25 protein-coding genes are annotated in these 23742 nt (G+C 40.9%); 12 read left to right on the top strand and 13 right to left on the bottom strand.

Annotation, left to right across the window (positions count from 1 at the left end):
• A complete protein-coding gene (locus XPG1_RS07785) occupies window positions 1-1101 on the top strand; it encodes a zonular occludens toxin domain-containing protein (protein WP_045958581.1) in 1101 nt (366 codons plus the stop codon).
• Window positions 1098-2321 (top strand): type II secretion system protein GspD, encoded by a 1224-nt coding sequence (locus tag XPG1_RS07780; RefSeq protein WP_045958580.1) that lies wholly within the window; start codon window positions 1098-1100, stop codon window positions 2319-2321. Before XPG1_RS07785 ends, XPG1_RS07780 begins: the two co-directional genes overlap by 4 nt.
• Before the next feature lie 379 nt (window positions 2322-2700).
• Here the strand turns inward: XPG1_RS07780 and XPG1_RS07775 are convergent, their stop codons facing one another.
• The 3 genes from XPG1_RS07775 to XPG1_RS07765 all read right to left on the bottom strand — a co-directional run bounded on the left by XPG1_RS07775 (window position 2701) and on the right by XPG1_RS07765 (window position 3836).
• A complete protein-coding gene (locus XPG1_RS07775) occupies window positions 2701-3039 on the bottom strand; it encodes a hypothetical protein (protein ID WP_045958579.1) in 339 nt (112 codons plus the stop codon).
• A 153-nt stretch (window positions 3040-3192) separates the two neighbouring features.
• Window positions 3193-3618: a hypothetical protein gene (locus XPG1_RS07770; RefSeq protein WP_045958578.1), complete on the bottom strand. Its 426-nt coding sequence runs from the start codon at window positions 3616-3618 to the stop codon at window positions 3193-3195.
• Window positions 3619-3656: 38 nt separating this feature from the next.
• Entirely contained in the window at window positions 3657-3836 is a 180-nt protein-coding gene (locus XPG1_RS07765; RefSeq protein WP_045958577.1) for a hypothetical protein, read from the bottom strand.
• Between the two features lie 450 nt (window positions 3837-4286).
• On the opposite strand from XPG1_RS07765, the gene XPG1_RS07760 reads away from it, so the two are divergent.
• On the top strand, window positions 4287-4598 hold the full coding sequence (locus XPG1_RS07760; RefSeq protein ID WP_045958576.1) for a DUF8087 domain-containing protein: 312 nt from the start codon (window positions 4287-4289) through the stop codon (window positions 4596-4598).
• A 144-nt stretch (window positions 4599-4742) separates the two neighbouring features.
• On the opposite strand, the gene XPG1_RS07755 is transcribed toward XPG1_RS07760, so the two are convergent.
• Together XPG1_RS07755 and XPG1_RS07750 are read right to left on the bottom strand one after the other, a co-directional pair.
• Window positions 4743-4946, bottom strand: coding sequence for a hypothetical protein (locus XPG1_RS07755; RefSeq protein ID WP_045958575.1), 204 nt, complete (start codon window positions 4944-4946; stop codon window positions 4743-4745).
• Window positions 4947-4949: 3 nt separating this feature from the next.
• Window positions 4950-5945 carry a hypothetical protein gene (locus tag XPG1_RS07750; protein ID WP_231853067.1) on the bottom strand — a complete coding sequence of 332 codons (996 nt, stop codon included), beginning with the start codon at window positions 5943-5945 and terminating at the stop codon, window positions 4950-4952.
• A 667-nt stretch (window positions 5946-6612) separates the two neighbouring features.
• On the opposite strand from XPG1_RS07750, the gene XPG1_RS07745 reads away from it, so the two are divergent.
• The 4 genes from XPG1_RS07745 to XPG1_RS07730 all read left to right on the top strand — a co-directional run bounded on the left by XPG1_RS07745 (window position 6613) and on the right by XPG1_RS07730 (window position 8585).
• A complete protein-coding gene (locus XPG1_RS07745; protein ID WP_045958574.1) occupies window positions 6613-6990 on the top strand; it encodes an ATP-binding cassette domain-containing protein in 378 nt (125 codons plus the stop codon).
• Window positions 6991-7046: 56 nt separating this feature from the next.
• The gene (gene ydfG / locus XPG1_RS07740; RefSeq protein WP_045958573.1) at window positions 7047-7793 is read left to right on the top strand and encodes a bifunctional NADP-dependent 3-hydroxy acid dehydrogenase/3-hydroxypropionate dehydrogenase YdfG; all 747 of its coding nucleotides are present in this window, start codon (window positions 7047-7049) and stop codon (window positions 7791-7793) included.
• Window positions 7794-7880: 87 nt separating this feature from the next.
• The gene (locus tag XPG1_RS07735) at window positions 7881-8243 is read left to right on the top strand and encodes a DUF1283 family protein (protein ID WP_045958572.1); all 363 of its coding nucleotides are present in this window, start codon (window positions 7881-7883) and stop codon (window positions 8241-8243) included.
• A gap of 30 nt (window positions 8244-8273) precedes the next feature.
• Complete coding sequence (locus XPG1_RS07730; RefSeq protein ID WP_231853066.1) at window positions 8274-8585, top strand: DUF1161 domain-containing protein; 312 nt, start codon at window positions 8274-8276, stop codon at window positions 8583-8585.
• A 61-nt stretch (window positions 8586-8646) separates the two neighbouring features.
• Here the strand turns inward: XPG1_RS07730 and bioD are convergent, their stop codons facing one another.
• The 5 genes from bioD to XPG1_RS07705 all read right to left on the bottom strand — a co-directional run bounded on the left by bioD (window position 8647) and on the right by XPG1_RS07705 (window position 13267).
• On the bottom strand, window positions 8647-9315 hold the full coding sequence (gene bioD, locus XPG1_RS07725; protein ID WP_045958571.1) for a dethiobiotin synthase: 669 nt from the start codon (window positions 9313-9315) through the stop codon (window positions 8647-8649).
• A 138-nt stretch (window positions 9316-9453) separates the two neighbouring features.
• Window positions 9454-10692, bottom strand: a complete 1239-nt coding sequence (mlc, locus tag XPG1_RS07720) for a sugar metabolism global transcriptional regulator Mlc (RefSeq protein ID WP_157879459.1) — start codon at window positions 10690-10692, stop codon at window positions 9454-9456.
• 233 nt (window positions 10693-10925) lie between these two features.
• On the bottom strand, window positions 10926-11684 hold the full coding sequence (locus tag XPG1_RS07715) for an enterotoxin A family protein (RefSeq protein WP_157879458.1): 759 nt from the start codon (window positions 11682-11684) through the stop codon (window positions 10926-10928).
• Between the two features lie 60 nt (window positions 11685-11744).
• Entirely contained in the window at window positions 11745-12260 is a 516-nt protein-coding gene (locus XPG1_RS07710) for a hypothetical protein (RefSeq protein ID WP_162197114.1), read from the bottom strand.
• A gap of 86 nt (window positions 12261-12346) precedes the next feature.
• The gene (locus tag XPG1_RS07705) at window positions 12347-13267 is read right to left on the bottom strand and encodes a LysR family transcriptional regulator (protein ID WP_045958567.1); all 921 of its coding nucleotides are present in this window, start codon (window positions 13265-13267) and stop codon (window positions 12347-12349) included.
• Window positions 13268-13399: 132 nt separating this feature from the next.
• Between XPG1_RS07705 and XPG1_RS07700 the strand changes: the two genes are divergently transcribed.
• Window positions 13400-14677 (top strand): MFS transporter, encoded by a 1278-nt coding sequence (locus tag XPG1_RS07700; protein WP_052708269.1) that lies wholly within the window; start codon window positions 13400-13402, stop codon window positions 14675-14677.
• A 210-nt stretch (window positions 14678-14887) separates the two neighbouring features.
• A complete protein-coding gene (gene tus / locus XPG1_RS07695) occupies window positions 14888-15814 on the top strand; it encodes a DNA replication terminus site-binding protein (RefSeq protein WP_045958566.1) in 927 nt (308 codons plus the stop codon).
• Between the two features lie 121 nt (window positions 15815-15935).
• On the opposite strand, the gene fumC is transcribed toward tus, so the two are convergent.
• Window positions 15936-17330 (bottom strand): class II fumarate hydratase, encoded by a 1395-nt coding sequence (fumC, locus tag XPG1_RS07690; protein WP_045958565.1) that lies wholly within the window; start codon window positions 17328-17330, stop codon window positions 15936-15938.
• A 171-nt stretch (window positions 17331-17501) separates the two neighbouring features.
• Here fumC and manA point away from each other — a divergent pair, with 171 nt between their 5' ends.
• The 3 genes from manA to add all read left to right on the top strand — a co-directional run bounded on the left by manA (window position 17502) and on the right by add (window position 21464).
• A complete protein-coding gene (manA, locus tag XPG1_RS07685) occupies window positions 17502-18674 on the top strand; it encodes a mannose-6-phosphate isomerase (RefSeq protein WP_045958564.1) in 1173 nt (390 codons plus the stop codon).
• A 106-nt stretch (window positions 18675-18780) separates the two neighbouring features.
• Window positions 18781-20298, top strand: coding sequence for a YdgA family protein (locus XPG1_RS07680; protein ID WP_045958563.1), 1518 nt, complete (start codon window positions 18781-18783; stop codon window positions 20296-20298).
• Window positions 20299-20462: 164 nt separating this feature from the next.
• On the top strand, window positions 20463-21464 hold the full coding sequence (gene add / locus XPG1_RS07675; RefSeq protein WP_045958562.1) for an adenosine deaminase: 1002 nt from the start codon (window positions 20463-20465) through the stop codon (window positions 21462-21464).
• A gap of 57 nt (window positions 21465-21521) precedes the next feature.
• Here the strand turns inward: add and XPG1_RS07670 are convergent, their stop codons facing one another.
• Window positions 21522-22511, bottom strand: a complete 990-nt coding sequence (locus XPG1_RS07670) for a bile acid:sodium symporter family protein (RefSeq protein ID WP_045958561.1) — start codon at window positions 22509-22511, stop codon at window positions 21522-21524.
• Window positions 22512-22545: 34 nt separating this feature from the next.
• A complete protein-coding gene (locus XPG1_RS07665; protein ID WP_045958560.1) occupies window positions 22546-23586 on the bottom strand; it encodes an oxidoreductase in 1041 nt (346 codons plus the stop codon).
• Window positions 23587-23742: the final 156 nt, after the last annotated feature.

Below are 23742 nucleotides of genomic sequence, written 5' to 3'. Positions count from 1 at the left end.
ATGTCTATAACGGCTTACTTTGGCGTTCCCGGCTCTGGTAAAAGTCATGAGTGTGTGAAAAGTGTCATTCTTCCGGCTTATTTACAAGGCAGACGGATTATTACCAATATTGACGGCATTAATCCCGCTGCCATTCGTGATTATGCGGTGAAATTATCTAAAGGCAAGAAAATTGTTTTTGGCGAGATAGTTTCAGTGAATGATGAAAGGGTGATAAAGGCGGGATTTTTTCCTTACAAGCGTAGTGATGAAGAGGGTTATTCGGGTAACGATGCCTTTTGTAAAGCGGGTGACCTGATTTGTCTTGATGAAGTTTGGCGGTTCTGGTCTTCGGATAAAGATTTAACCGCTGAACATCGGTCTTTTATTGCTGAGCATCGCCATTTTACTGACCCTGATAGTGGTTTATGTTGCGATTTGGTGTTGATGAATCAGCATCCTGATACGATAGCCCGATTTATAAAAACCCGTATTGAAACCTCTTTCAGGATGACTAAGTTAGTGATGATCGGGGCTAAAAATCGTTATCGTGTTGATGTCTATAATGGCGTGAAATTAACCAAATCTGGCCGCACGACGCACTATCAGAATAAGTACGATAAAAATATATTTAAATTTTATCATTCTTATAACGGAGGAAAGGGCAGTGAAGCAACTGTTGACACTCGTCAAAATGTGTTTAGCCAAACTAAATTATGGGTATTTTTATTTGGGTTTTTATTCTTATTTGGTTGTAGTGGTTATTTTATCTACGCCTTCTTTACTGGTTATTCTGACAATAACCCTGTCGTATCTGGTGTTGATAGTGATGATGTCTTACATAAGACAACTTCACATATTGGCGGCGGATATGACAATAAGTCTTTGCGAGAGGGAGGCGGAGATAAAAGAGTTGAGAAAGAAATAGACAAACCGGTTTCTTCTTCTTCTTGGCGTATATCAGGTGTTTTGAATATTGACAATTACACTTATGTGACGTTGGTTAATGCTTCTGGTGACATCAGGCTGGTGAATAAAACGGGTTTTCAGGGGAAAGGAATAATGATGTTTGGCTTTATTGATGGGGAAAAGGTGACTTATTTTAGCGGGGTATCGAAATGAACAGAGTTATTTTTATTATTACTCTTTTATTTGTCCCTTTCTCTTTTGCTAAAGGCGTTAATTTTTCCCTTGATGGTGTAACCGTTCCAAAATCAGTAAATTTCATTTATAGCCAGGTATTTAAGAAGCCTTTTATGATTTCACCGGATGTGATTACGGATACGCGATTAGTTTCGTTTCATATCACACCAGACTTGGACGAAAAGGCTTTTTTTGTTCGCTACTTAAATAACATGGGGATTGGTGTAACCAATAAATCAGGCGTTGATTACATTTATAAATTAAAAATTGTCGAACCGGTTATCCCGCAGCATACCTTTGTCTATAAACCGCGGTATCGTTCTGTGGGCTATTTAACGTCCGTGCTTTCCAGTGTTGTTCAGGGGCGGTTCGGTTATGGTAGTTCAATGTCTACTTATGTAGGCGGATCTAAAGCCCCTAATCATTCTGCCTCTGGCGCGAATTCCTTTAGTTCTTCGGGTGATATGCTTGTTTTCTATGGGACTAAGGCGGATATTTCACGGATAGAGCAGATTTTGCCTTCTATTGATACGGTGTCTGACGAGGTTTATGTAGGCGGTTATGTTTATCAGGTTCAGACAACGGAGCGTAACGGTTCGGGTTTAGCATTAGCGGCTAAATTACTGAGTCAACGTTTTTCTATTCAGATTGGTGGTAATGGATCTGGTATTGGTATGGACAATTTTATCAAATTTTCGTCTGGCAATATAAATGCATTAGTTGAGCTTTTTAATACTGATTCTCGTTTTACCGTGGTAAGTTCGCCCTCTCTTCGGGCGCGTTCTGGTACGTCGGCTTCATTCTCTGTGGGTGAGGATGTGCCTGTGTTGAGTAATGTCAGTTATTCGGGGGATAAACCTATTCAATCAGTGGAATATCGTTCGTCTGGGGTTATTTTTAATGTGATGCCAGAAGTCAGGCAGAATGTGATTGATTTGTCGATTAGTCAGGAACTATCAAACTTTGCCAAGACGCATACAGGCGTGAATAACTCACCCACGTTAATCAAACGTAATATTCAAACATCGGTATCGGTGAATGATGGTGACATTATCCTGATTGGCGGATTGGCTGATAATAAAGATACGGATGCGAATACCGGATTATCATTCATGCCGTCCTGGCTCTCTAGTAGCAGTAAGGAGAAAACAAAGACCGATATAGTTATTATTTTGCAAGCTAAAAAGGTGAAACGTTAGGATTCGCCCCCGCAGCGGTGCGAGGAGGCGGAATCCTAACGGATCATCTTTTTCCTGAATACGGATGAAAATAGGGTGATTAATTGCTATTTTCTTAGTATTGGCATCAGGAATGTGGCGAAAAGAAAACGTAATCATTAGGGGGGGACGTGATTTTTTCAAGGGGAGTGAGCTTGTTAGGGTTTTGGATGCCCTTTAGGGCATGGGAGGCGGCTATCAGAAATGACTGAAGACACCATTGTTAATCCGCCGATACAAAGGGGGGACTGAATCAGGGAGCGCAGAACACTTCCACTCCCTACAAAGCCTAAACCTCACGGAACTTTCTGTGACGCGATAGTTTCCTGTCGGAGACAAAAGAAATGTTCAGCTTGCACGGTTAATGTGTTTCGTTTAGTTCTGAGTCTTCATGAAAATCATACGATAGAGAGTCTATTTTCTTTTGAGAAATCCGATAAAAAACTTTTTCTTTTCCTTTTGAAACAACAAGCCAGCCATTATTACTTAACGAATCAATTATTTTTGATAGTTCTTTTGTGTTAACGTTGCATAAATCACATAAATTCCATATGTTCCTTTTGTCATTCATATCTGGCGAGTAAAGATTGCTATCTAACATGGTGGATAATCGATATAAAACAATAAATTCCTTTTGTTCTAATCCTGTTGTTTCCGCCGAGTTATTTAAGAAAAATTCCTTAATATCATTAATACGCATTTCATTCTTCCTTGTTATAAGGTTATATCGTCATTAAGCTTGAAGATTGCTCAGTGCCGAAGGTGACCCCCGTGCTGTACTACGGGGGTACTACGGGGGTAGTCTAAGGTTATCTTCGGGCTTTCAGCGATTACTGTCTAATTTTTAAGTCTATCAATAATATCTATATGTATCTCTGCTTCTCCACCAATAGAGTAATCCATAACCAATAAGATTTATGCCCAAGAAAATTAAAAACATTCCCCATGCTGTTCCATACCATGCTATATCTTGCCGGAATGGGAAATTTTCACGTTCTCCAGCAATATATCCAAGAATAGGGCTTAGGCAAGGTACGATCATGGATATATAAAATGGAGATATAAACATAAGAATACTTTCTTCAACTCTGAAGTAAAAATAGACTATTGCAATGAGACCACCGGACCAAGCAAGAACAGGGAGGGCAGATCTTATTCCAACCTTAAATGGAACATCAAAAGTACTCATTAAGCCATAGGTTACAGCACCAATTACTACGGCACATATTACAAAAACCATTGCAACTAAATAATTACTATTATTGTGGTTATTACTCATGTTTAAATAGTCCTTTGAAGATTAAAAAAAGATGTCGATCATGCGTTCTTTTTTGAAAATTTTCTGTAATCTTCGTCACTTATTGTATCCAGACCTTTTCGGATCAACCATTCTAAGACAGTAGTGTCTTTCACTGGTTCTTTGAGTTCTATAACCGCCTTAACCGTCTCTTTTTCAACTAAGCGCCAAATGCTGTCGTTAATGTGTTTCGTTGGCATTTTTGACCTCCGTATAAATTCTACGATTATCATAATCTAAAAATTCAAAATTTGTTGACAATTAGGTTCTAAGAACTTATAACAAGGCCATAAAATAAATTCTGATTTCCTAAGAAAAGTAAGTCAGGATGAACGGAAATCGTTAGAAAGGTGATTTTTTGCTGAGATGAAGTGCTCTAACTATAGCGCTTTTATTTTTAGCTTGATTGGTTCGCACAATCATTATTATGTTAAATAACCTGCAGGGGTTCATGTTTCCAGATATTATATTATCTGTTCTGAAGGACAAGCTTCCAGGTGATATAAATGTTGCCTCTATCGGTATTATGCTTAAATTGGTGATGTAATCTGCTGGGATGCGAGCAAGGCGGCTTTAGTCCTGCTCTCTTTTGGCAGGCATCCTTCTTGGAGCCATTTTTTAGATAGTAATAACAAATAAAAGGAATCATCATGAGTGACAATTCAACTATGCCACAATTAGGGATTTATGTTTCTAAAACTGATCCCAGTCTTCGAATTACTGTTACCGACATCGATCTTGTGGATGATAAAAATGATTTTCCTGGTGGTGAGTTATTTTATTTAGTCAGATGTATTGAGGGAGAAGATGAAAGTGATATGTCAGCAATGGAGTACGAGCTAGACCCATTGGAATGGCTGTCTTTCGTTGAGTCTGAACAATTAGTGTTTGAGCGCGATCCATACATGGATTCAATCCCAGAAAACTCTCACTTGGGAAAAATACGGGATTTACTCATGTAGGCGAAAAAGGATGATCGTTCGTAAATCAGTGCAACTGCCGTAAATTGCGAGCAAGCCTATTTTCCATTTTTTATGGTATCCACACTGGCAGCCTCGATTCGCCATAATTATTGATAATTATGGCGACGCTTTGTTCAGCTCTGGTCACAGCAACATAAAAGTTCGTGGGGTCGCAGAGCGAACGGTCGCCACATCATGCACACCTGCCAACTCCATTTCTAGGACCGCAATCTTACGATCATGTTCGCGAATGATCCAATCTAAAAACCTCTCGCCCTTACCTACTGTTGGGCACTGGCCATACCAGAAAATTACTTGCTGGCATGAATTCAATAGAATAGACTTCATTACTTACTCCTCTGGCTGTGTCTCTTCTATTTCAACATTGAAATCTTGACCGGAAATATGTAAGGTAACCTCATCTCCATTTACAGAGATAAAATCTGCATCATTAGATAGAAAATAACCCATTGTATCTCTTGCTCCCTTAATTGTTCCATAGATTGTATTAAATGCCATACCTTCAGATATAGAATATGAGTACCCATCATAGCCCTGCCGATATAGGCCGTCTTTTCCTTTTGGATAGTTAACATATTGTTGTTTGTTATATTTCGGCCTAAAAACATTAACAACTGCTTTTTCAGCATCAGCAACCAATCTGTGATAATCAATAGTAAAATTTAAATCTTCATCATCTAAATCATCGGGCCCACTAAAAGTAGTAATTGTCAAAGGTTCTATTTTAAAAAGAAGGAGATATGTTTCATCACTGACTCTGGCGCCAGGTGTCCGTTGCTCCTCACCAGCCAAAATATCCATCCGCGCCTTATGGCCCCTAGCTATGAGTCGGCTATAACTATCTTGGTTTTCTTTGGCAATACCAACGTAAAGCATGTCAAAAGTCATAATTTCACGATAATTATCAAACCCAGAAAAAACAGGCTGAAATCTACCACGAAGCATTAGTAACTCGTCAGGAGTAACATGAAATACTATCTCACCCTCATAGAGAACGATAATAAAGTTATCATTTCCTTTAACGTTTATTTTGAAATTACTTGGAGCATTTCGGAAAAAAACCATTTTCTGAATGTGAATATAACCATATGAAGATAAGCCTGAATCAAGTTTTATCTCGACCTCAATCCTGCCTTCCTCATCCCATCTTTGTAATTTACCGAATCTAGCCTTTGATCTTCCACAGATCATATAGAAATGACTTTGACGAAGCCTACTTATAATTTCCTCATCTTTATTAGTGATAGTAGCCGCTAGAGTGTTGGATATAGGGGGGCACACAAGATTTAGATATGCACTGCATGCTTTTCTATCGTGCGTAGTCATAATATAAATCCTTATTAATTAGTTGGAGTATGTTGAAATATGAGTAAATCGGTCATCAGTTACAACTTGTAATAAAACTGCGGAGTTTTTCCATCATAGATTTTAGGTCCAAAATAGATAAATCTGCGGGAAAAACTTCAACGTACTCTCGTGCCACCCGAACTATCCGGGGCTCCCCAAACGTCGATTTATCGGCCCCCGAATGGTTTGGCAAGCGATTTACTCTCCCCGGAATTTCAACCGGTAAGTTAACGTGGGCACGGACTGCTGGAGACAGAGGTGACATCACCGACTAACGAACGGATGAAGGCTGTTCGTAACTGATATTGAATCTCTAAAAAGTTAATGCAACCGCGTCCAATTTGCTACAACGCTTGTCGCTCTCATAAAAATTTTTATAAATATATTTCAGTAGGGTACAGGAGTGACTGGAAATATTATAAGCTACTGCCCTCAGGTTTCCTGCACACGGCCGCCTATATATCAATTAATCTAATGAGTTAAGATTACCCTGAAAGTTAATAAAATCAAGTAACAACGTTTAAAATGATGAACTGTGACAGCTTTTATTTAAGTAAAGCTTAATAAATAATCACCTGAAGATTTTGAGATAATCCAATTCCCTTTTTTCTTTCTTCAAGTCGCCTTTGCCCGAAGATTGACACAGATGCAAGCTTGTTATTACTTATATTCTCTTCGGGGTATCCTCTATGATGGTTTGGATTCATACGTAGACGAAAAAGGTTCTTCTTTGTCAGGTGGAGAAAGGCAAATTATTGGTTTAGCGCGGTTGTATCTTAAGACACCTGAAATATTGCTATTTGATGAACCAACCACTTACTTGGACAATCGAAAAATCAATAGCTTTGCGGAATCATTGAATAATATTGTTTGTGGTAAAACAGTGCTTATGATAAGCCATGATCCCCGTGTTTTTCACCTTGCTGAAAGAGTGATTAAAGTCGATAAAGGAAAGGTCGTATTTGATGGCTCTCTTCAAGAGTATATGGGGCAATCAAGAACATACGCTAATCTTGACGAATGAGGTATAATTTTCTCTGCTAACGGGGATGATAATAATTAACAGATAAGAGGATCGTTATGATTGTTTTGGTGACAGGGGCAACTTCTGGTTTCGGTGAAGCGATTACAAGGAAATTTATCGCTCATGGTGCGGTAGTCATTGCAACAGGACGTCGTCAGGAGAGATTGGATAAGTTGAAAAACGAATTAGGGGAAAACGTCTACCCCATTCAACTTGATGTGAGGGATCGTACTGCGATTGAACGTATAGTCCAACAATTACCGGATGCCTTACGTAATATAGACGTGCTGGTCAATAATGCGGGGCTGGCATTAGGGTTAGAACCCGCACATCAGGCTAATCCCGATGATTGGGAAACCATGATTGATACTAATGCTAAAGGATTAGTGAATATGACACGGGCTTTGTTGCCTAATATGGTTGAAGTTAATCGCGGACATATTATCAATATTGGTTCCACGGCAGCAAACTGGCCCTATGCCGGCGGTAATGTATACGGTGCAACCAAAGCTTTTGTCCGACAATTTAGTTTAGGATTGCGGGCTGACTTACACGGAAAGAACATTCGGGTTACTGACATTGAACCAGGGCTTGTGAGTGGAACCGAGTTTTCTCATGTTCGTTTTAAGGGTAATGAAGAAAAAGTTGATCAGACTTATGCACGTGCTGAAGCATTGACAACAGATGATGTTGCAGAAGCGGTATTTTGGGTGGCTAATCTGCCTGCTCGCGTCAATATCAATACATTGGAAATGATGCCAGTTTGCCAGTCATTCGCGGGATTAAATGTACATAGAAGCTAGCCAATCACTATACTGTATCAACTAACTGTATTAGTTCTCTGCTAATGTATTTTTAAATATCCTAGTCTTGATGAAAGAGGTTCAGACATGAACGTTCGTGGTTCTTCGATAATTAAATGTGTTTCTGCTATCACCCTACTGTTTTCTCTCTTCTGGCAAACACCCGCTTTGTCGACGCCCTGTACGACAGGAAATACATGTGTAACCATTAATGGTGGTGAAGAAAGCGCCGTAAGTAAAGAAATGGCTCGCCAAAACAAAGAAGAATGGAATGAACAGAGACCATTGCGTCAAAAGATGGATAGACGTAGAGAGAAAGAATTTGATAAATATGAGGTAGAAGTTGATAATCGTGAAGCCTGTTTGAAAAGTGCCAACATTAATGCCTATTGGGAACCAAGCACAAAACGTTGCCTGGATGTCAATACAGGTCATCCAATCGAACCTTGATAGATTCAACACTGACATCAAAATAAGGAGATGATGGTGAAAAAGATCCTACTGACCGGCGCTTTGTTCGTTGCGCTTTCCTCTTTTGCGGCGCAGGCTACTCAAGATTCACAAAAAGTGACATGCGAAAGCCTGAAAGAAGAAATTGCGCAGAAGATCATGAAAAATGGTGTTTCAAAAACGGATTTTAGGCTTGATTTAATTTCTGGTGATCACGTTAATACAAGTGGAAAGGTCATTGGTCATTGTGATAAAGGGAAAACAAAAATAGTCTATATTCGTCTTTCTCACACGAGCACGGCTCCAGATAAAGCACCAAGTGATAAAAAAAGCAGCCATTAGTCCAACCAATAGAGGCTTCATTAGAAAAGGGAGCAATATATGCTCCCTTTTCTCTTTCCAATCAATTGTCGATTTCTGATATTGCAGAAAGATCCAAATAGCAAGATAAATCACGCTCTTCTGGCCTTAAAAGATAAGGAATTTCCCCTAGCTGTGGTGCTGGAATGTGACACCGTAACCTATCCAATATTTTGGCATAGTGGGCAAGTCCTGGATTGATGCGGTTAGCAACCCAACCAATAAGAGTTGCACCATCATTAATGATGGATTGAGCACTTAAAATAGCGTGATTAACACACCCTGACTGAATACCGACAACCAAAATGACAGGGAGTTTTTCTTGTATAACCCAATCAGAATAAAACGTTTCATCTTCCAGTAGCATGCGCCATCCGCCATTACCTTCAATGATGACACGATCTGCTTTATGCCCTAAATTTCTTAGCCCTTTTGTCATTTGAGTAAAGTCAGCACGATTTCCTACTTCATAATTGCTTTCCCAAATCACGGGATTGATTTCTTCATAATTCACTTGAACCGATGAAGATTGATGTATGACTAAAGCATCTCGATTACGTATTCCTTCCTGAGTCTCTTGTTTTTCTGTCGCAATAGGTTTATATCCCACTGCGGTTGTTCCTTCACGATTAAAGACTTGCAGTAATGCGCGGGTAACAACTGTTTTACCGATGTTGGTATCCGTGCCTGTAACAAATAAGCGCGTTAACATAAATTCATTTTTCCGTTTTTCACAATAACAGACCAGATAGATCGGATACTCTTTTAGTGAGTAGGCTAAGTGAGTGTAAGAGATGTGTTTGAGGCAGGAATTGCGTTAGCTCAATGTTTTGCGAAATGGGGGCTATTCTTATCCTTGCATAAGCTTAATAAGTAATTCACCGTTATATAACGCTTGTTTTATTAAAGCGGCTGCGGGTAATGTACCTGCGTTAGGAAATTGGGTAGCCACAATATCAACGTGTTGGCTATAACCAGGAAGTGAACGCTGTGTTATCTGCTGTTGAATAGCCGGATAAAGAATATGTTTAACGCGGTTTAGCGGCGAACCAATCAATATTTTTTCTGGATTAAAAATATTGACCATAATTGCCATGATACGCCCGATTCTCTCTCCTGCATCATGGATAATGTTTATTATTTGTGAATCACCATCTGCCACTGCCTGGCAAAGTAAATCAATTTCAATTTTTAACGAGGTATTATCCGCCGTTGCGTGATTCAAGACGTCATCAGGATACCTGTCCGCCAGAAAATGCGCCTTTTGTAAAATTTTTTTAATGCCGACTACCGTTTCGAGACAACCGGTATTGCCACAGTAACAAGGTTCTCCAGAGGGATCGATTTGGATATGGCCAATTTCCACGACACTATGATTATCAGCATGAAGCATTTGCCCCGCCGTCATAATTCCTGCACCAACATTATCGTCAATGACAAGCTGAATAAGATTCTGGTCGTTCTTCCCTGCCCCATATAAAGATTCTGCGATTGTCCATGCAGTAATGCCATGTTGCAGAAAAATCGGTAGCCCTGTGCGTTGATGTAAAAATTTCCCCAACGGAATATCTTGAATATCATAGTATGGCGAGCTATGGATGATTCTGTTAACCGGATCGACGATTGCATTAATGGTGATGCTAATTGCCGTCAGGCGTTCTAGATGAGATTGATGGCGTAAAAAGAAACCATCAATCTCATGAACAATACAATCTAAGAAAGCATGTTTCTGAGGTACAACGAAAGCTAATTGTTCTTCAACGACAAGATCACAGTTCAAATCACGAAGCCCAATCACAATATGCCCTTCGTTAATACGAATACATAAAAATTGCCATTCTTGACTATCCACTTGTAAACCAATCGCGGGACGCCCTCTAAAGCCAAGATCAGGGAATTCCATCTCCTTCACTAAATGTGCATCAATGAGTTCTCGAGTGATTTTAGTAATACTGGCTGGTGCCAATTGAGCTTTTTTGGAAAGTGCGATACGGGAGATAGGCCCACACCGATCAATGAGCTGATAAACCAATCCCATGTTAGTTTGCTTAATTTGGTCAATATGACCAGGTTGAATATCAACACTCACCTTACCGCCCGCCATTTAATTCACGCTGCTAAAAAATTAATGATGATTATGTCTCCGTTTAAATGAGAGAGTATTCGTTTGATATAGAAATGTGATCTTTCACACGAACTTATCGTAATTATTACTTTTGATGACGGATCTCACTGATGTATCTGTTCGTTTAGAGTAACAACCATGGTCACAAGACTTCACTCCATCTATTTAAAGGTGGAGTGAAGTTAAATTGAATACTATTACAAAAAACTAGCGTTTAAAAAAGCGATTGTCGATAAGGCGTCATGACATTGCCTTCGTTCTTTCAGAAAGGGGCATGTGTGAGCCTTGGCGGCAAAACGAATGGAATAACGATGGGAAGCCGTCAGATTCATAGCACAGTAAGTTTCTGGTGTGATTGCTTCACTGGGTAGTTGTGCAGTTGGTATATAGGCGACAGGATTTGCTTCTGTTCTATAATTCTGATAAAGCTCGTTATTTAAATAATCATCTTCAATATAGGCATGGTCATTCTCACTATATCTAAACCTATGGACGCCACGAATTTGTGTGACCCCAATACCTCTGATTGCCACATATTCTGCCTGATTTTCACAAAGGTTCATCAGACTCCAATATTCACGCCTGCCTGTTTGAGCATAAAGCCGCTGTAATGACCGAACGACACTATAAAAATTGGCAGTGGGTCGTATTTCATAAACGTAGAATATCTCCATACCAAAACCCCTGCCCCAATTAATGGCAAAATCACGGTCGGTCGTCGTTGAAACAAATGCTGAAGCAGTAGCCCTATGTTCTCTATCAAAAACTCCCTGAACATGCTCCACAAGATTATCATTCGTTCCCCAAGGAGAAAATCCTCCCTTTGCTGGGTGAAATATTTCTTCTGGGGGCCGAGTATCCATTCGATAAACTTTATCAACAGGTTGCTGAGCGTAGGATTGTATTGTGTATAAAAATAAAATACACAGTAAAGAAAAGACTTTTAAAGTTCTCATTAAATGTTCCTCACTTAAAATTTTATCAATTTTCAGAGAAACCAGAAAAATCATATCCGGTTATGGAAACCAGGCTTGTACTGAGTTAAATTGCGGCCCATTATATGGGTCAGGACCCCATTTATTACACCGAAATGGCCATTGATCGTCAAGAAGTGCGACGATCTGTCCACTGGCTTGAGCTGCTAGGACAGTTGCATACGCGTTTTTTCCACTATCATAGTCAGTATCTAAGGCACTGTAAGCCCAATAAATTTGGACATCTTTATTACTCCAATTTCGGCCTGTTTTTGATAACCAAACTGCCCACTGATTCCATTTATTACCATTTGACCATATGCCAACAACATAGCCTCGGCCACATTCCAGCATGTCACCGACCTTATATGATATTTTATGATCAATTTGATTAGATTCTAGAGAATGTATTGTTTCTGTTATTTTCTTATTATTCGAGCAAGCTGAACAACTCAGTGCTATCATTATTGAAATGAGTAATTTGTAATTTTTCATAATATTTATTTCTCCAAGAGAAAAATAATAATTTGCAAGGCAAAGCCCTGCCGTCTGAATCAAGCATAAAAACAAGCCTCCTGTTATTGGGATAATTTGTCTATTGGTATACTACACCGACATGTCGATGTCATGAAAAATGTAGACCATTACAACGAAGTTTCTCCTACAATATTTGAGATCAACAAGTTGGTTAAGCGATCTGCCGCCGCGCTATTATTGCAATTTTTATGTTTAACCAGCCAAACTTCAGAGTAAACAGGATTGTTTGCTAAAGGTAAGTATTGAACTCCATCCAGTTTCATGCGGGTAAATGATTCGGTAATGATACTGATGCCTAATCCGGCCGCAACTAATCCGAGAATGGTCATTGCCTCCCCCGCCTCCTGGGAAATTGTTGGAACGACACCCACATTGGCTAACAACGCAACAATTTCATCATATAGTGCTGTCCCTACATCGCGTTCAAAAAAGACGAGAGGGAAATCAGATAACATTTGCAAATTAACCCCATCATTAGCGTATTTCAGCAAGGGATGTCCATCATATACCGCTAACATAAAGCGTTCCTTGAAGAGTAAATGATGTTGTAGATTGTCAGGTAATGATGTATTTCGCATAATCCCGATATCAATTCTGCCTGTCTGTAAAGGCGCTATTTGCTGTTTAGTATTCATCTGATGCATATGAATAGAGACGTCTGGGTAGCGTTCCCGGAATTGACGTAAACTGAGTGCCACTTTCTGCATAAAAGGGGCGATGGATGTAAAACCAATCGATATCTCCCCTAATTCTCCTCGTTGCATTCTGGCCGCCCTGGTTGCGGCTGCGTTAACTTGAGCAATAATTTGGTAGGCCTCTTGCAGAAGCATCCGGCCGGCCGGCGTTAAATTGACGTTTCTGTTATTACGTACCAGTAACTGAGCATTAATATTTGCTTCCAGCGCCTGGATCTGTTGGCTTAATGGTGGCTGTGAAATGTTCAATCTTTCTGCCGCCCGCCCAAAATGTAATTCTTCTGCAACAGCAATAAAGTAACGCAGATGTCTCAGTTCAATATTAGCTGGCATTATCTATCACCCCATTGATATATGTAAGATATCATTTCTGATTATTAATATATTAGACAAAATATTTTCGAATTCCTATTCTTGATTTGGATCAAATCGTTATCGTTTGTTTTATCTCAATAAGGAAGTCGCGTGAATACAACCCAAAGCGTCAGTGAAAAATCAGCAGTCTCTGGCGTGGAACGAAATGTTGAAAACACGATTAATTTAGGACACAAAAGTCAATCGCATTACATTCAACGTGGAGATAGTGCCTATCTACGTGTCACCCTCTCATTTTTTGCCGTTGGGCTGGCAACTTTCGCATTGCTCTATTTCATCCAATCTATTTTGCCGATTCTGTCAGAAGAATTTAATATTTCCCCCGCTAATAGTAGCTTAGCGCTATCACTTTCTACCGGAATGTTATCTCTGGGGCTATTAATCACAGGTTCACTATCAGATGCGATTGGTCGTAAAAATGTCATGGTCATTTCATTGATTGCAGCGGCTATTTTTACGCTTTTAAGCGCAATAGTGCCAAGTTGGTACGGGATTTTGTTTATCCGCGCATTAGTTGGTCTGTCAATCAGTGGTGTTGTTGCTGTTGCAATGACCTATTTAAGTGAAGAAATTCATCCCAGTTATGTCACTCTATCCATGGGGCTTTATATCAGTGGCAACTCAATCGGAGGAATGAGTGGGCGCTTGATGACTGGGATCATCGCTGATCACTACTCCTGGAGATATGCGGTGATTTTATTAGGTATCTTTGCCTTAGTTTCCGCTATTGCCTTTTGGAAATTACTACCAGAATCGAAGCATTTTAAATCGAGTCCATTAAAACCTAAAACGTTACTTCTCAATTTGAAGATGCACTTTCGTGACGAGGGGCTTCCTCTGCTATTTGCTGAAGCTTTTTTAATCATGGGGAGCTTCGTTGCGATGTTTAACTACATCGGTTATCGATTATTAGAGGCGCCTTACCATTTAAGCCAGACAATCGTTGGATTGCTTTCTATCGTTTATTTGACAGGAACTTATAGTGCAACTAAAGCAGGTACATTAACCAGTAAACTTGGTCGGGGAAGAATATTACTTGTGGCGATTGGTATGATGTTGGTAGGTTGCATCATTACCCTCTTTTCCTCTCTCTGGGCGGTGATGTTAGGCGTGATAATACTCACAACAGGTTTTTTTGCCGCTCATGCTGTGGCTAGTGGGTGGATTGGACAAAGAGCCAAGCGGGCAAAAGCACAAGCATCATCACTCTACTTGTTCTGTTACTACTCAGGCTCTAGCATTGCGGGAACATTAGGCGGTATTTTCTGGCTTCATTTCGCATGGAATGGTGTTGCTGCATTTATTTTATCACTCACCATCATTGCTTTTTATTTAGGTTTAAAACTCAATAAGTTGTCCGACGTTTAAATAAATTGTTGATATTTTACTTTCTGAATAAAAAGATAATGTCGGCCATGTTTTTAACATCATGGCCGACTCCCCCTCCCTGAATTTCACGAACAGTAAATGTTTTTTGGCCTTATTAGACTTTTTTGTGGTGGATGTTCCTACTGGGTGGGGTTATATTAATAAGTATGTTGTAACTAATATGATTATGTAAAGACACAAGGCATAATGATGAACAAGTATCTTTCAATAGAATCACTAACAACTTGCTTTAAAAAACAAGAAGAAAGACTGGCTGAGCTGGTTAGATTATTAATGAACTATCCACTTATCAGCGCCAGAGTATTTGAATTACCTAAAATAGAAAAAGGTGAAGAGCATGAACAAGTGACCGAAATTATGGTTAATCTGCTCGAAGGGAATGAGGCGCTTCATCTCGGTCTGCATTTCTACCAGAAACTGTTTATACACCATAATAACCCCAATATCAGCAGTAAAGCAGCGAGCCGCCTGCCAGGCGCATTGTGTTTTTCGGTCAACCACCAGCAATATAAAGAAGCCATAAAAGTAATTGATGAAATCAACATACTAAAAAAAGAGCTGGAAAATATTGTGACTCAAGAATCGGGAGTCAGTAAAGAACAACGATTTGAATTTGTTCATGAACACTTGCGAGGACTGATTACCCTGAATGCCTATCGCACCATTACCCCGTTATTAAATCCCGACTCCATTCATTTCGGTTGGGCCAATAAGAACATCATTAATAAAGTCACTAAGCAACAAATTCTGGAAAGGCTGGAGAAAAGTTATAATGCAGGAAGAGCGGTTCCGCCCTACTCCCGCGAACAGTGGTCAGCACTGGTGGAATTAGAGATAACTGATATCCAAAAATTACCCAATGACGTGGTATTGAAAATTAAACGCCCTGTTAAAGTGCAACCTATCACTCGTGTATGGTATTCAGACATACAAAAGCAAGTTCAGTACGCCTGTCCAGTACCTGTGATTGTTTTTTGCGTAGAAGGGAGCAAAACCAATCCCAAAATAGGTGTTTTGTCTAATTACAATGCCAATGTCATTAAACATAGACATAAACCTAAAGCCAAACCCCTTGAGTTGGTCATTCCTCGACTACATCTCTACAAAGAGCTTTAAGATGTAAAATATCCCCTGCTCAATCAGTCGCGTTAAGTTAAGAGCGATATGCTTAAATAAAAAACCGGAGAATATTTACTCCGGTTTTTTTTCACTCGATAACGCAGGTGAATAGTGAATATTACCTCATACTACCAACCATGTCTTCTGGACGAACCCACGCATCAAATTCAGTTTCAGTCAGATACCCTAACTTGAGTGCCGATTGTTTCAATGTCAAACCTTCTTTATGTGCTTTTTTGGCAATTTCAGCCGCTTTATCGTAACCAATATGCGTATTTAACGCCGTAACTAACATTAACGATTCATTCAGCAACTGAGTGATACGATCATGATTTGGTTCAATACCAATAGCACAATGCTCGTTGAAACTGCGCATACCATCCGCCAGCAAACGGGTTGATTGTAGGAAGTTATGAATGACCATCGGACGGAATACGTTCAACTCAAAATTACCAGATGCACCACCAATGTTAATCGCTACGTCGTTACCCATCACCTGAGCACATAGCATGGTCATGGCTTCACATTGAGTTGGGTTAACTTTACCCGGCATGATAGAACTACCTGGTTCATTTTCAGGAATAGAAATTTCACCAATACCGCAACGAGGGCCAGACGCTAACCAACGAACATCGTTAGCGATTTTCATCAGTGATGCCGCCAGGCCTTTCAATGCACCGTGTGCATGAACCAATGCGTCACACGTTGCCAACGCTTCAAATTTATTTGGTGAAGTGACAAAAGGCTGGCCAGATAATTCAGCAATTTTCTGTGCGACACGAACAGCATATTCAGGATGAGTATTCAGACCCGTTCCTACTGCTGTTCCCCCCAATGCCAGTTCACACACATGAGGAATATTATCTTCTATGTGTTTCAAGTTATGCGTTAACATCGCTGCCCAGCCGGAAATTTCCTGGCCTAAAGTCAGGGGTGTCGCATCTTGTAAGTGAGTACGGCCAATTTTTACGATGTCTTTAAATGCTTCAGCTTTATCGGTCAGCGTTTTTTGTAGCACTTTTAACTCTGGCAACACATGCTCGCGTACTGCAATCACGGCCGCAACATGCATGGCCGTTGGGAAAACGTCGTTAGAGCTTTGGCTCTTATTCACATCATCATTAGGATGGATCAGACGTTCGTTACCCCTTTTACCACCCAAGATCTCGCTACCACGATTCGCCAACACTTCATTCATATTCATGTTGCTTTGAGTTCCCGAACCGGTCTGCCAAATAGCAAGCGGGAATTCTGTTGGGTGTTTACCTTCCAATACCTCTTTCGCCGCAGCAATGATTGCATCACCACGTTCTTTCGGCAGAAGGCCGAGATCCATATTAACACTGGCTGCTGCTTGTTTGGTCAATGCAAGGGCATGAATCAATGCAACAGGCATTTTTTCCTGAGAAATGCGGAAATGTTCCAGTGAGCGCTGAGTTTGCGCCCCCCATAATTGGTCAGCAGGTACTTCGATGGGTCCCATTGAGTCTTTTTCAATGCGAGTGGCTGCCATTACTCTCTCCTTAGCACACAGAATAATTGAATACGCCGGAACAAACTTTGCGGATAAATTAGTCGGCATTCGTTTATCATGCCATAAATTTATGATCGATAATGCGACCTAATCGTGTTTATTGTATTGTTGTCTATAAATAAGTTATTTTTTATTACAGGAAACATAGCCATGCTGAAAATGATCAACAACATCCAACATTATGATTGGGGAAGTAAAACCGCGCTGACGGATATTTACGGTATCGCTAACCCAGACAATCAGCCCATGGCAGAATTATGGATGGGAGCACATCCGAAATGTAGTTCACAGGTCACTGATCCTCAAACGGGTGAAACGATTGCCTTGAACACCCTCATTGATCAAGATCCAGAAAAATACCTTGGGAAAAAGGTAGCACAACAATTCCAGCGTCTGCCTTTTTTGTTTAAAGTACTGTGTGCGGCTCAACCGTTATCTATTCAGGTGCATCCTGACAAAACAGCCGCCGAAATGGGTTTCGCCAGAGAAAACGCTCAGGGACTCCCATTAGATTCAGCGCAACGTAACTATAAAGATGACAATCACAAACCTGAATTGGTCTATGCACTGACGCCGTTCAAGGCGATGAATGCATTTCGGCCTTTATCTGAGATCACCCAATTATTGAGTTATGTTTCTGCCGCCCATCCAGATATTCCGACATTCCTCCAGCAGCCGTCTGAGCAAAACCTGTCGTTTCTATTTTCACAACTATTGAATATGCAAGGAGAGCAGAAACATTTGGCCATTGCTGTCTTAAAGTCAGCATTAAACAGCCATCAAGGTGAACCATGGGAAACCATCAGAAACATGACCTCGTTCTACCCTGATGACAATGGACTGTTTACCCCACTGCTACTCAATGTGGTTGAGCTAAAACCTGGCCAAGCGATGTTTTTATATGCCCGCACTCCTCACGCTTATCTTGACGGTGTAGCGCTGGAAGTCATGGCCAATTCTGACAATGTTCTACGAGCCGGTTTAACCAACAAACATATTGATGTCCCGGAATTAATGGCTAATCTGGATTTCATTCCAAAATCGGCCGATACTTTGCTAACCGTACCAAAACAGGAAAAAGAGGCGCTGATTTATCCTGTTCCCGTCAATGATTTTTGTTTTTCTGTCTATTCTGTTTCAGAACAACCCATCTCATTAGAAAATGATTCAGCATCAGTTCTATTTTGTGTTGAAGGACAAGCTGTTATCAGCACGGATAAGCGCCAATTGAGATTATTCTCAGGTGAATCAATCTTTTTATCTGCTATAGAGAAGAGCGTAACAGTTTATGGCCACGGGAAAATAGCCAAAGTAACTAATTAATCTTAAACTATTTTAGTTAAACTATACACTTTACAACCATTTTTGACATAAATACAAAACGCACACACCTATCCGGTTAGGTGTGTCAAATGGATGGAATTTTCATATGAAAAAATCGTTAGTTGCAGTAAGCATTATTGTCGCCTTGGGTGCTGTATGGACAGGGGCATCATGGTATACAGGAAAACAACTTGAAAACCGTTTGGATGGCTTTATCGCAAAAGCAAACACCAAACTAAAAGAATCACTCCCTGAAAGGGGTATGGAATGGCAAGCCAAGGATTTCAATCGGGGTATTTTCAGTTCTGATGTCCGTTTGATCCTGACGATTAAAGGTGGTATAGAAAAAATGGGGATTAAACCAAATGAAGAGATCATTTTCAAATCAACGATTGATCATGGACCCTTTCCTATTACCAAAGCATTCAGCCTGATGCCAAAAATGGCTTCTATCCATTCAGAACTTGAACAAAGTGACGCGCTAAAAGCGATTTTTGATCTGACCGGCGGAAAATCACCGTTTAAATTAGATGCCAACGTGAGTTATGGTGGCACCCTCTCTACCGACATGGATTTGCTTCCGATTACTCATACAGAAACCAAAGAAAATGGGGAACAACGTGTTTTGTCGTTCTCAGGCGCCAAAATCATTGCCAATGTTAACCGTGATTTAAGTGCATTCTCATTCTCTGTAAAAAATGATGGGTTATCTTTCAGCGAGCCAAATAAAAAAGAAACGATTTCACTGAAAGGAATCGATTTCAAAGGGGATCATAAAAAAGGTAATTTCGATATTTATGTTGGTGATCAAAGCTACAGCATTGGCGAGTTCAGCATCAATGGGATCCCTAACGAACCCAATATTTCCCTCAAAGGAATAAAAATCACCTCCAATGCGAACGAAGATAAAGAAAATCTGAATATCAAAGTTGCCTATGGCATTGATGGTGTCAACATTAAGGATATAGAATTCGGTTCTGGTCAGTTAAATCTGGGCATAGAAAAGTTGGATGGCCAGTCTGTACGCAAATTTACTCAAGCCTATAATGATGCAACACAAGAGGCTCTGGCTACAAGTGAATTATCTGATGATACGGTTACCTACGCTGTGATGAGTAATTTACATCTGCTCATGAACAAGGATCCACAATTCAGCATCTCACCCTTTAGCTGGAAAAACAGTAAAGGTGAAAGTTCAGTCGATTTCAACCTTGCCTTACAAAACGTTCCAGAAGACAAAAATTCGATGGACAACATGAAGCCGGAAGACATGATCCGTACATTGGTAAAAGAGTTATCATTAGACGTGAACATTCCCAAAGCCATGTTAATAGAATCTATCGCACAGTCACGTGAACTGGCAGGTCAGGATAAAACGGCGGCAGAAAATCAAGCTAAACAGCAGGTTCAATTTCTTGTTGCCGGTGGAAATAAATTCATCACTGATAAAGACAACCTTATCGGCCTGAACTTCCACTATGCCAATGATAAAGTTAAACTCAACGGCAAAGAATCCAACCTGCATCAATTCCTGCTTGATAATAACCTGGTCGGCACCTATGATGACGCCGATAGTGAACAAAGTCAGCACGATAATGACGCTGAACTGCCGGTCACCGAATAATGACAACCGTCATCATAACAAAGTACTTGTATCAGGTTATTAATAGTCGGCTCAGCTAAAACATCGCTAAGATTAAAATAGCAAAGAGTACTTTCACTTTCTCGCCAGTCAACCTGTTGACTGGCTTTTTTGTATATCTACAATTTAATAAGAAGGATAAGAAAATGATTGACATACAGCTTCCATTGACGGATTTACACCGCCACCTTGATGGTAATATTCGCCCCGAAACCATTTTGGATCTCGCTCGTCAACATAATATCCCACTGCCAGCGTATGAACTGGAAACATTACGTCCTCATGTCCAAATCATTGAAAATGAGCCTAACCTCGTTAGTTTTCTCCAGAAACTGGACTGGGGAGTCACTGTTCTGGCCGACTTAGACGCTTGCCGCCGGGTTGCGATAGAAAACGTTGAAGATGCGGTCAATGCCGGGCTGGATTACGCTGAACTACGCTTTTCCCCTTATTACATGGCGATGAAACACCAGCTTCCCGTTGAAGGTGTCGTAGAAGCCGTCATCGACGGCATTCATTTAGCAAGTCAACAGCATGATATTCAGATCCGTTTAATGGGTATCCTGAGCAGAACATTTGGTGAAGCAGCCTGTTCTCAAGAACTGGCCGGGCTACTTGCCCATAAGCAACATATCATTGCCTTAGATCTGGCTGGCGATGAACTAGGGTTTCCTGGCCATCTCTTTGAGCGGCATTTCATCCAGGCGCGTGATGCTGGCTGGAATATTAGTGTACATGCCGGTGAAGCGGCAGGTTCAGAAAGCATCTGGCATGCTATTTGTGAGTTAGGCGCAACCCGCATTGGTCACGGCGTAAAAGCCATCACCGATCCTGCCCTAATGGATTACCTGGCTGAACATCGTATTGGTATTGAATCCTGCCTGACATCAAACCTGCAAACCAGTACGGTCAGCACCTTACAAGCTCATCCACTGAAAAAATTCCTTGAACACGGCATTCTGGCATCTATCAATACCGATGATCCAGCAGTAGAAGGCATTGACATTGGTCATGAATACACCATTGCTGCACCAGCAGCAGGTCTGTCGCCCGCTATGATTAAACAGGCACAGATTAATGGATTGGCAACAGCGTTTCTCAGCGAAGCAGAAAAACAGGCTCTGAAAGACAAAGCCGCTAGCCGCTAGCCGCTAGCCGCTAAGAAACATGACTTAAATTTTAAACACGATGATAAAGGCAGAAAACTACTCTGCCTTTTTTGCGCTCAGGCGCTGTGCATAACGCTGAGCAAGCACAGCACAGACCATTAATTGGATCTGGTGGAAAATCATCAATGGTAGCAACATCACCCCCACTATTGCCGCAGGAAACAGCACATTCGCCATGGGGACACCATTCGCTAAACTCTTCTTCGAGCCACAAAACACGATCGTGATTTCGTCTTCTTTGCCAAATCCCAATAAACGCGCACTATACACATTAATCATTAATACCAGCGCCAATAAAATACAGCAGACGATCCCAATCATCAGCAGCGAATAAGCATCTATTTTGTGCCAAATACCTTCCACCACCGCTTCACTAAATGCAACATAGACCACCAGCAATATGGAAGAACGATCCGTCATATTGACCCATTTTTTGTGTTTTTCCACCCAACGAGCAATCAAAGGACGCGATAAATGTCCAACAATAAAAGGCACCATAAGCTGCAAGATAATATCTTTTATCGCTTGCCACGTATCAGGATGTCCACCCGCTTCATGAGTCCGGATCAATAAACCCACCAATAATGGTGACAGAAATACACCTAATAAACTTGAAGCGGAAGCACTGCATATCGCGGCAGCAACATTCCCTCCGGCAACGGAAGTAAAGGCGATAGCCGATTGCACGGTAGCAGGTAAAACACAAAGATAAAGAAACCCCATATAAACCGTTGGTGACATCCATTCTGGCACGATAAAACTTAATCCCATGCCCAATATAGGAAATAAAATAAACGTGCTAGTGAAAATAACCAGATGCAACCGCCAGTGCCCTATGCCAGCCAAAATGGCATGACGGGATAACTTCGCACCATGCATAAAAAATAACAACGCAATCGCTGCCGTTGTTAAATATTGAAACCACGTTTTAGCCTCACCTTCACAAGGAAAGAACGATGCGATGATTACCACTGTAATCAGGATCACCAGAAAAGGGTCAATTCTTAGTTTCTGCAACACGTTCATCAATAGAGTTCTCCTTGCGCTACCGGCCACTTTATCAATCAATGCATATTGTACGCCGTTCTTTTGCTGATTTTTCACCTGCTTCAATCAGCTTCATAATCAAAATTGCTTCGCTAGCCGTCACCGGGTTCGGTTTGCCAAACAAAATCGCATCCCGGATTGCGGCATAATAAGTGCCATAATTACCTGGTCTTGTTGGCATAACCTGCGTAATTAAATCATCCCCTTGTGACAACGTCACATAACCATCTCGTGCATCATATCCCCAATCTGCCCGTGGCGGTCTTTCTCCTGCTTTCAACCGCTCTTCCTGAGGATCTAAACCATACTTGATATAACTCCCTGACATCCCATGCAATGTATAAACAGGTGATTCTGTTGCAGCAAGCATGGTGGCATGTAAGACAACTTTCAAATCAGGATAAGTAAGCTGTGTATGAAAATAATCTGCTGTCTCTGCATTCGGGCGGATCATGCCTAAATCTGTCGTGATCGCCTGCGGTTTACCGAAAAGCTGCACCGCCTGATCCAACAAATGAGGCGCTAAATCATACCAAATACCACTACCCGCTCCGGCAGCTTCACGCCAACGCTGACGAACAACGGGACGATAACGGTCAAAGTGGGAGGCATAATATTTCAGGGCGCCTAATTTCTTTTCCTTAATAATTGACTGTACCGTCAGAAAGCCAGAATCCCAACGACGATTATGGAATACAGATAGCAATAAATTCGCTTCTTCCGCTTGTTTTTTCAGTGATTGGGCTTGCTCTACTGTAATAGTAAAAGGCTTATCAACAACAACATGCTTACCCGCCGCCAGCGCCCTTTGGGCTAATGGGTAGTGAGTATCATTCGGGGTTGGGATCACAATAAGGTCAATATTCGGATCGTCAAAAAGTGCCTGTGCGGAAGAGACAACAGATACGGCTGGCCAATCTTTGTTGACTTTATCTACATTGCTGCTGCAAATGGCAACCAATTCAACATTGGCTGTCCCCGCGATCAATGGCGCATGAAACGTTTTACTTGCATAACCATAACCAACCAAACCAACGTTTAAAACCTCACTCATAACCACCTCTTTGAGCTAATGATCGTAATACCATAACGACCAACCAGGCATCAGAAAATATCACCAACTATCATACGTTAGCAAATAATCCTGATCTCTGTCCGATGCTCTTTTTCCTATTGTCTTTTCCCCGCTTTTCCAATATTTTTATTATCT

This window comes from Xenorhabdus poinarii G6 (assembly GCF_000968175.1).
Classification (GTDB): Bacteria; Pseudomonadota; Gammaproteobacteria; order Enterobacterales; family Enterobacteriaceae; genus Xenorhabdus; species Xenorhabdus poinarii.
Note: the sequence above shows the minus strand (reverse complement) of the source record. Positions and strands in the feature narration are given on the sequence as shown.

Excerpts from the sequence above, each read along its gene's own strand:
- manA (WP_045958564.1), top strand. The coding sequence starts at position 17,502 with ATGCTGAAAATGATCAACAACATCCAACATTATGATTGGGGAAGTAAA.
- XPG1_RS07780 (WP_045958580.1), top strand. The coding sequence starts at position 1,098 with ATGAACAGAGTTATTTTTATTATTACTCTTTTATTTGTCCCTTTCTCT.
- XPG1_RS07785 (WP_045958581.1), top strand. The coding sequence starts at position 1 with ATGTCTATAACGGCTTACTTTGGCGTTCCCGGCTCTGGTAAAAGTCAT.
- add (WP_045958562.1), top strand. The coding sequence starts at position 20,463 with ATGATTGACATACAGCTTCCATTGACGGATTTACACCGCCACCTTGAT.
- ydfG (WP_045958573.1), top strand. The coding sequence starts at position 7,047 with ATGATTGTTTTGGTGACAGGGGCAACTTCTGGTTTCGGTGAAGCGATT.
- tus (WP_045958566.1), top strand. The coding sequence starts at position 14,888 with ATGAACAAGTATCTTTCAATAGAATCACTAACAACTTGCTTTAAAAAA.
- XPG1_RS07755 (WP_045958575.1), bottom strand. The coding sequence starts at position 4,946 with ATGAAGTCTATTCTATTGAATTCATGCCAGCAAGTAATTTTCTGGTAT.
- XPG1_RS07760 (WP_045958576.1), top strand. The coding sequence starts at position 4,287 with ATGAGTGACAATTCAACTATGCCACAATTAGGGATTTATGTTTCTAAA.
- XPG1_RS07775 (WP_045958579.1), bottom strand. The coding sequence starts at position 3,039 with ATGCGTATTAATGATATTAAGGAATTTTTCTTAAATAACTCGGCGGAA.
- XPG1_RS07745 (WP_045958574.1), top strand. The coding sequence starts at position 6,613 with ATGCAAGCTTGTTATTACTTATATTCTCTTCGGGGTATCCTCTATGAT.
- XPG1_RS07705 (WP_045958567.1), bottom strand. The coding sequence starts at position 13,267 with ATGCCAGCTAATATTGAACTGAGACATCTGCGTTACTTTATTGCTGTT.
- XPG1_RS07680 (WP_045958563.1), top strand. The coding sequence starts at position 18,781 with ATGAAAAAATCGTTAGTTGCAGTAAGCATTATTGTCGCCTTGGGTGCT.
- XPG1_RS07765 (WP_045958577.1), bottom strand. The coding sequence starts at position 3,836 with ATGCCAACGAAACACATTAACGACAGCATTTGGCGCTTAGTTGAAAAA.
- XPG1_RS07665 (WP_045958560.1), bottom strand. The coding sequence starts at position 23,586 with ATGAGTGAGGTTTTAAACGTTGGTTTGGTTGGTTATGGTTATGCAAGT.
- XPG1_RS07750 (WP_231853067.1), bottom strand. The coding sequence starts at position 5,945 with ATGACTACGCACGATAGAAAAGCATGCAGTGCATATCTAAATCTTGTG.
- XPG1_RS07715 (WP_157879458.1), bottom strand. The coding sequence starts at position 11,684 with ATGAGAACTTTAAAAGTCTTTTCTTTACTGTGTATTTTATTTTTATAC.
- XPG1_RS07730 (WP_231853066.1), top strand. The coding sequence starts at position 8,274 with ATGATGGTGAAAAAGATCCTACTGACCGGCGCTTTGTTCGTTGCGCTT.
- fumC (WP_045958565.1), bottom strand. The coding sequence starts at position 17,330 with ATGGCAGCCACTCGCATTGAAAAAGACTCAATGGGACCCATCGAAGTA.
- XPG1_RS07770 (WP_045958578.1), bottom strand. The coding sequence starts at position 3,618 with ATGAGTAATAACCACAATAATAGTAATTATTTAGTTGCAATGGTTTTT.
- bioD (WP_045958571.1), bottom strand. The coding sequence starts at position 9,315 with ATGTTAACGCGCTTATTTGTTACAGGCACGGATACCAACATCGGTAAA.
- XPG1_RS07670 (WP_045958561.1), bottom strand. The coding sequence starts at position 22,511 with ATGAACGTGTTGCAGAAACTAAGAATTGACCCTTTTCTGGTGATCCTG.
- XPG1_RS07735 (WP_045958572.1), top strand. The coding sequence starts at position 7,881 with ATGAACGTTCGTGGTTCTTCGATAATTAAATGTGTTTCTGCTATCACC.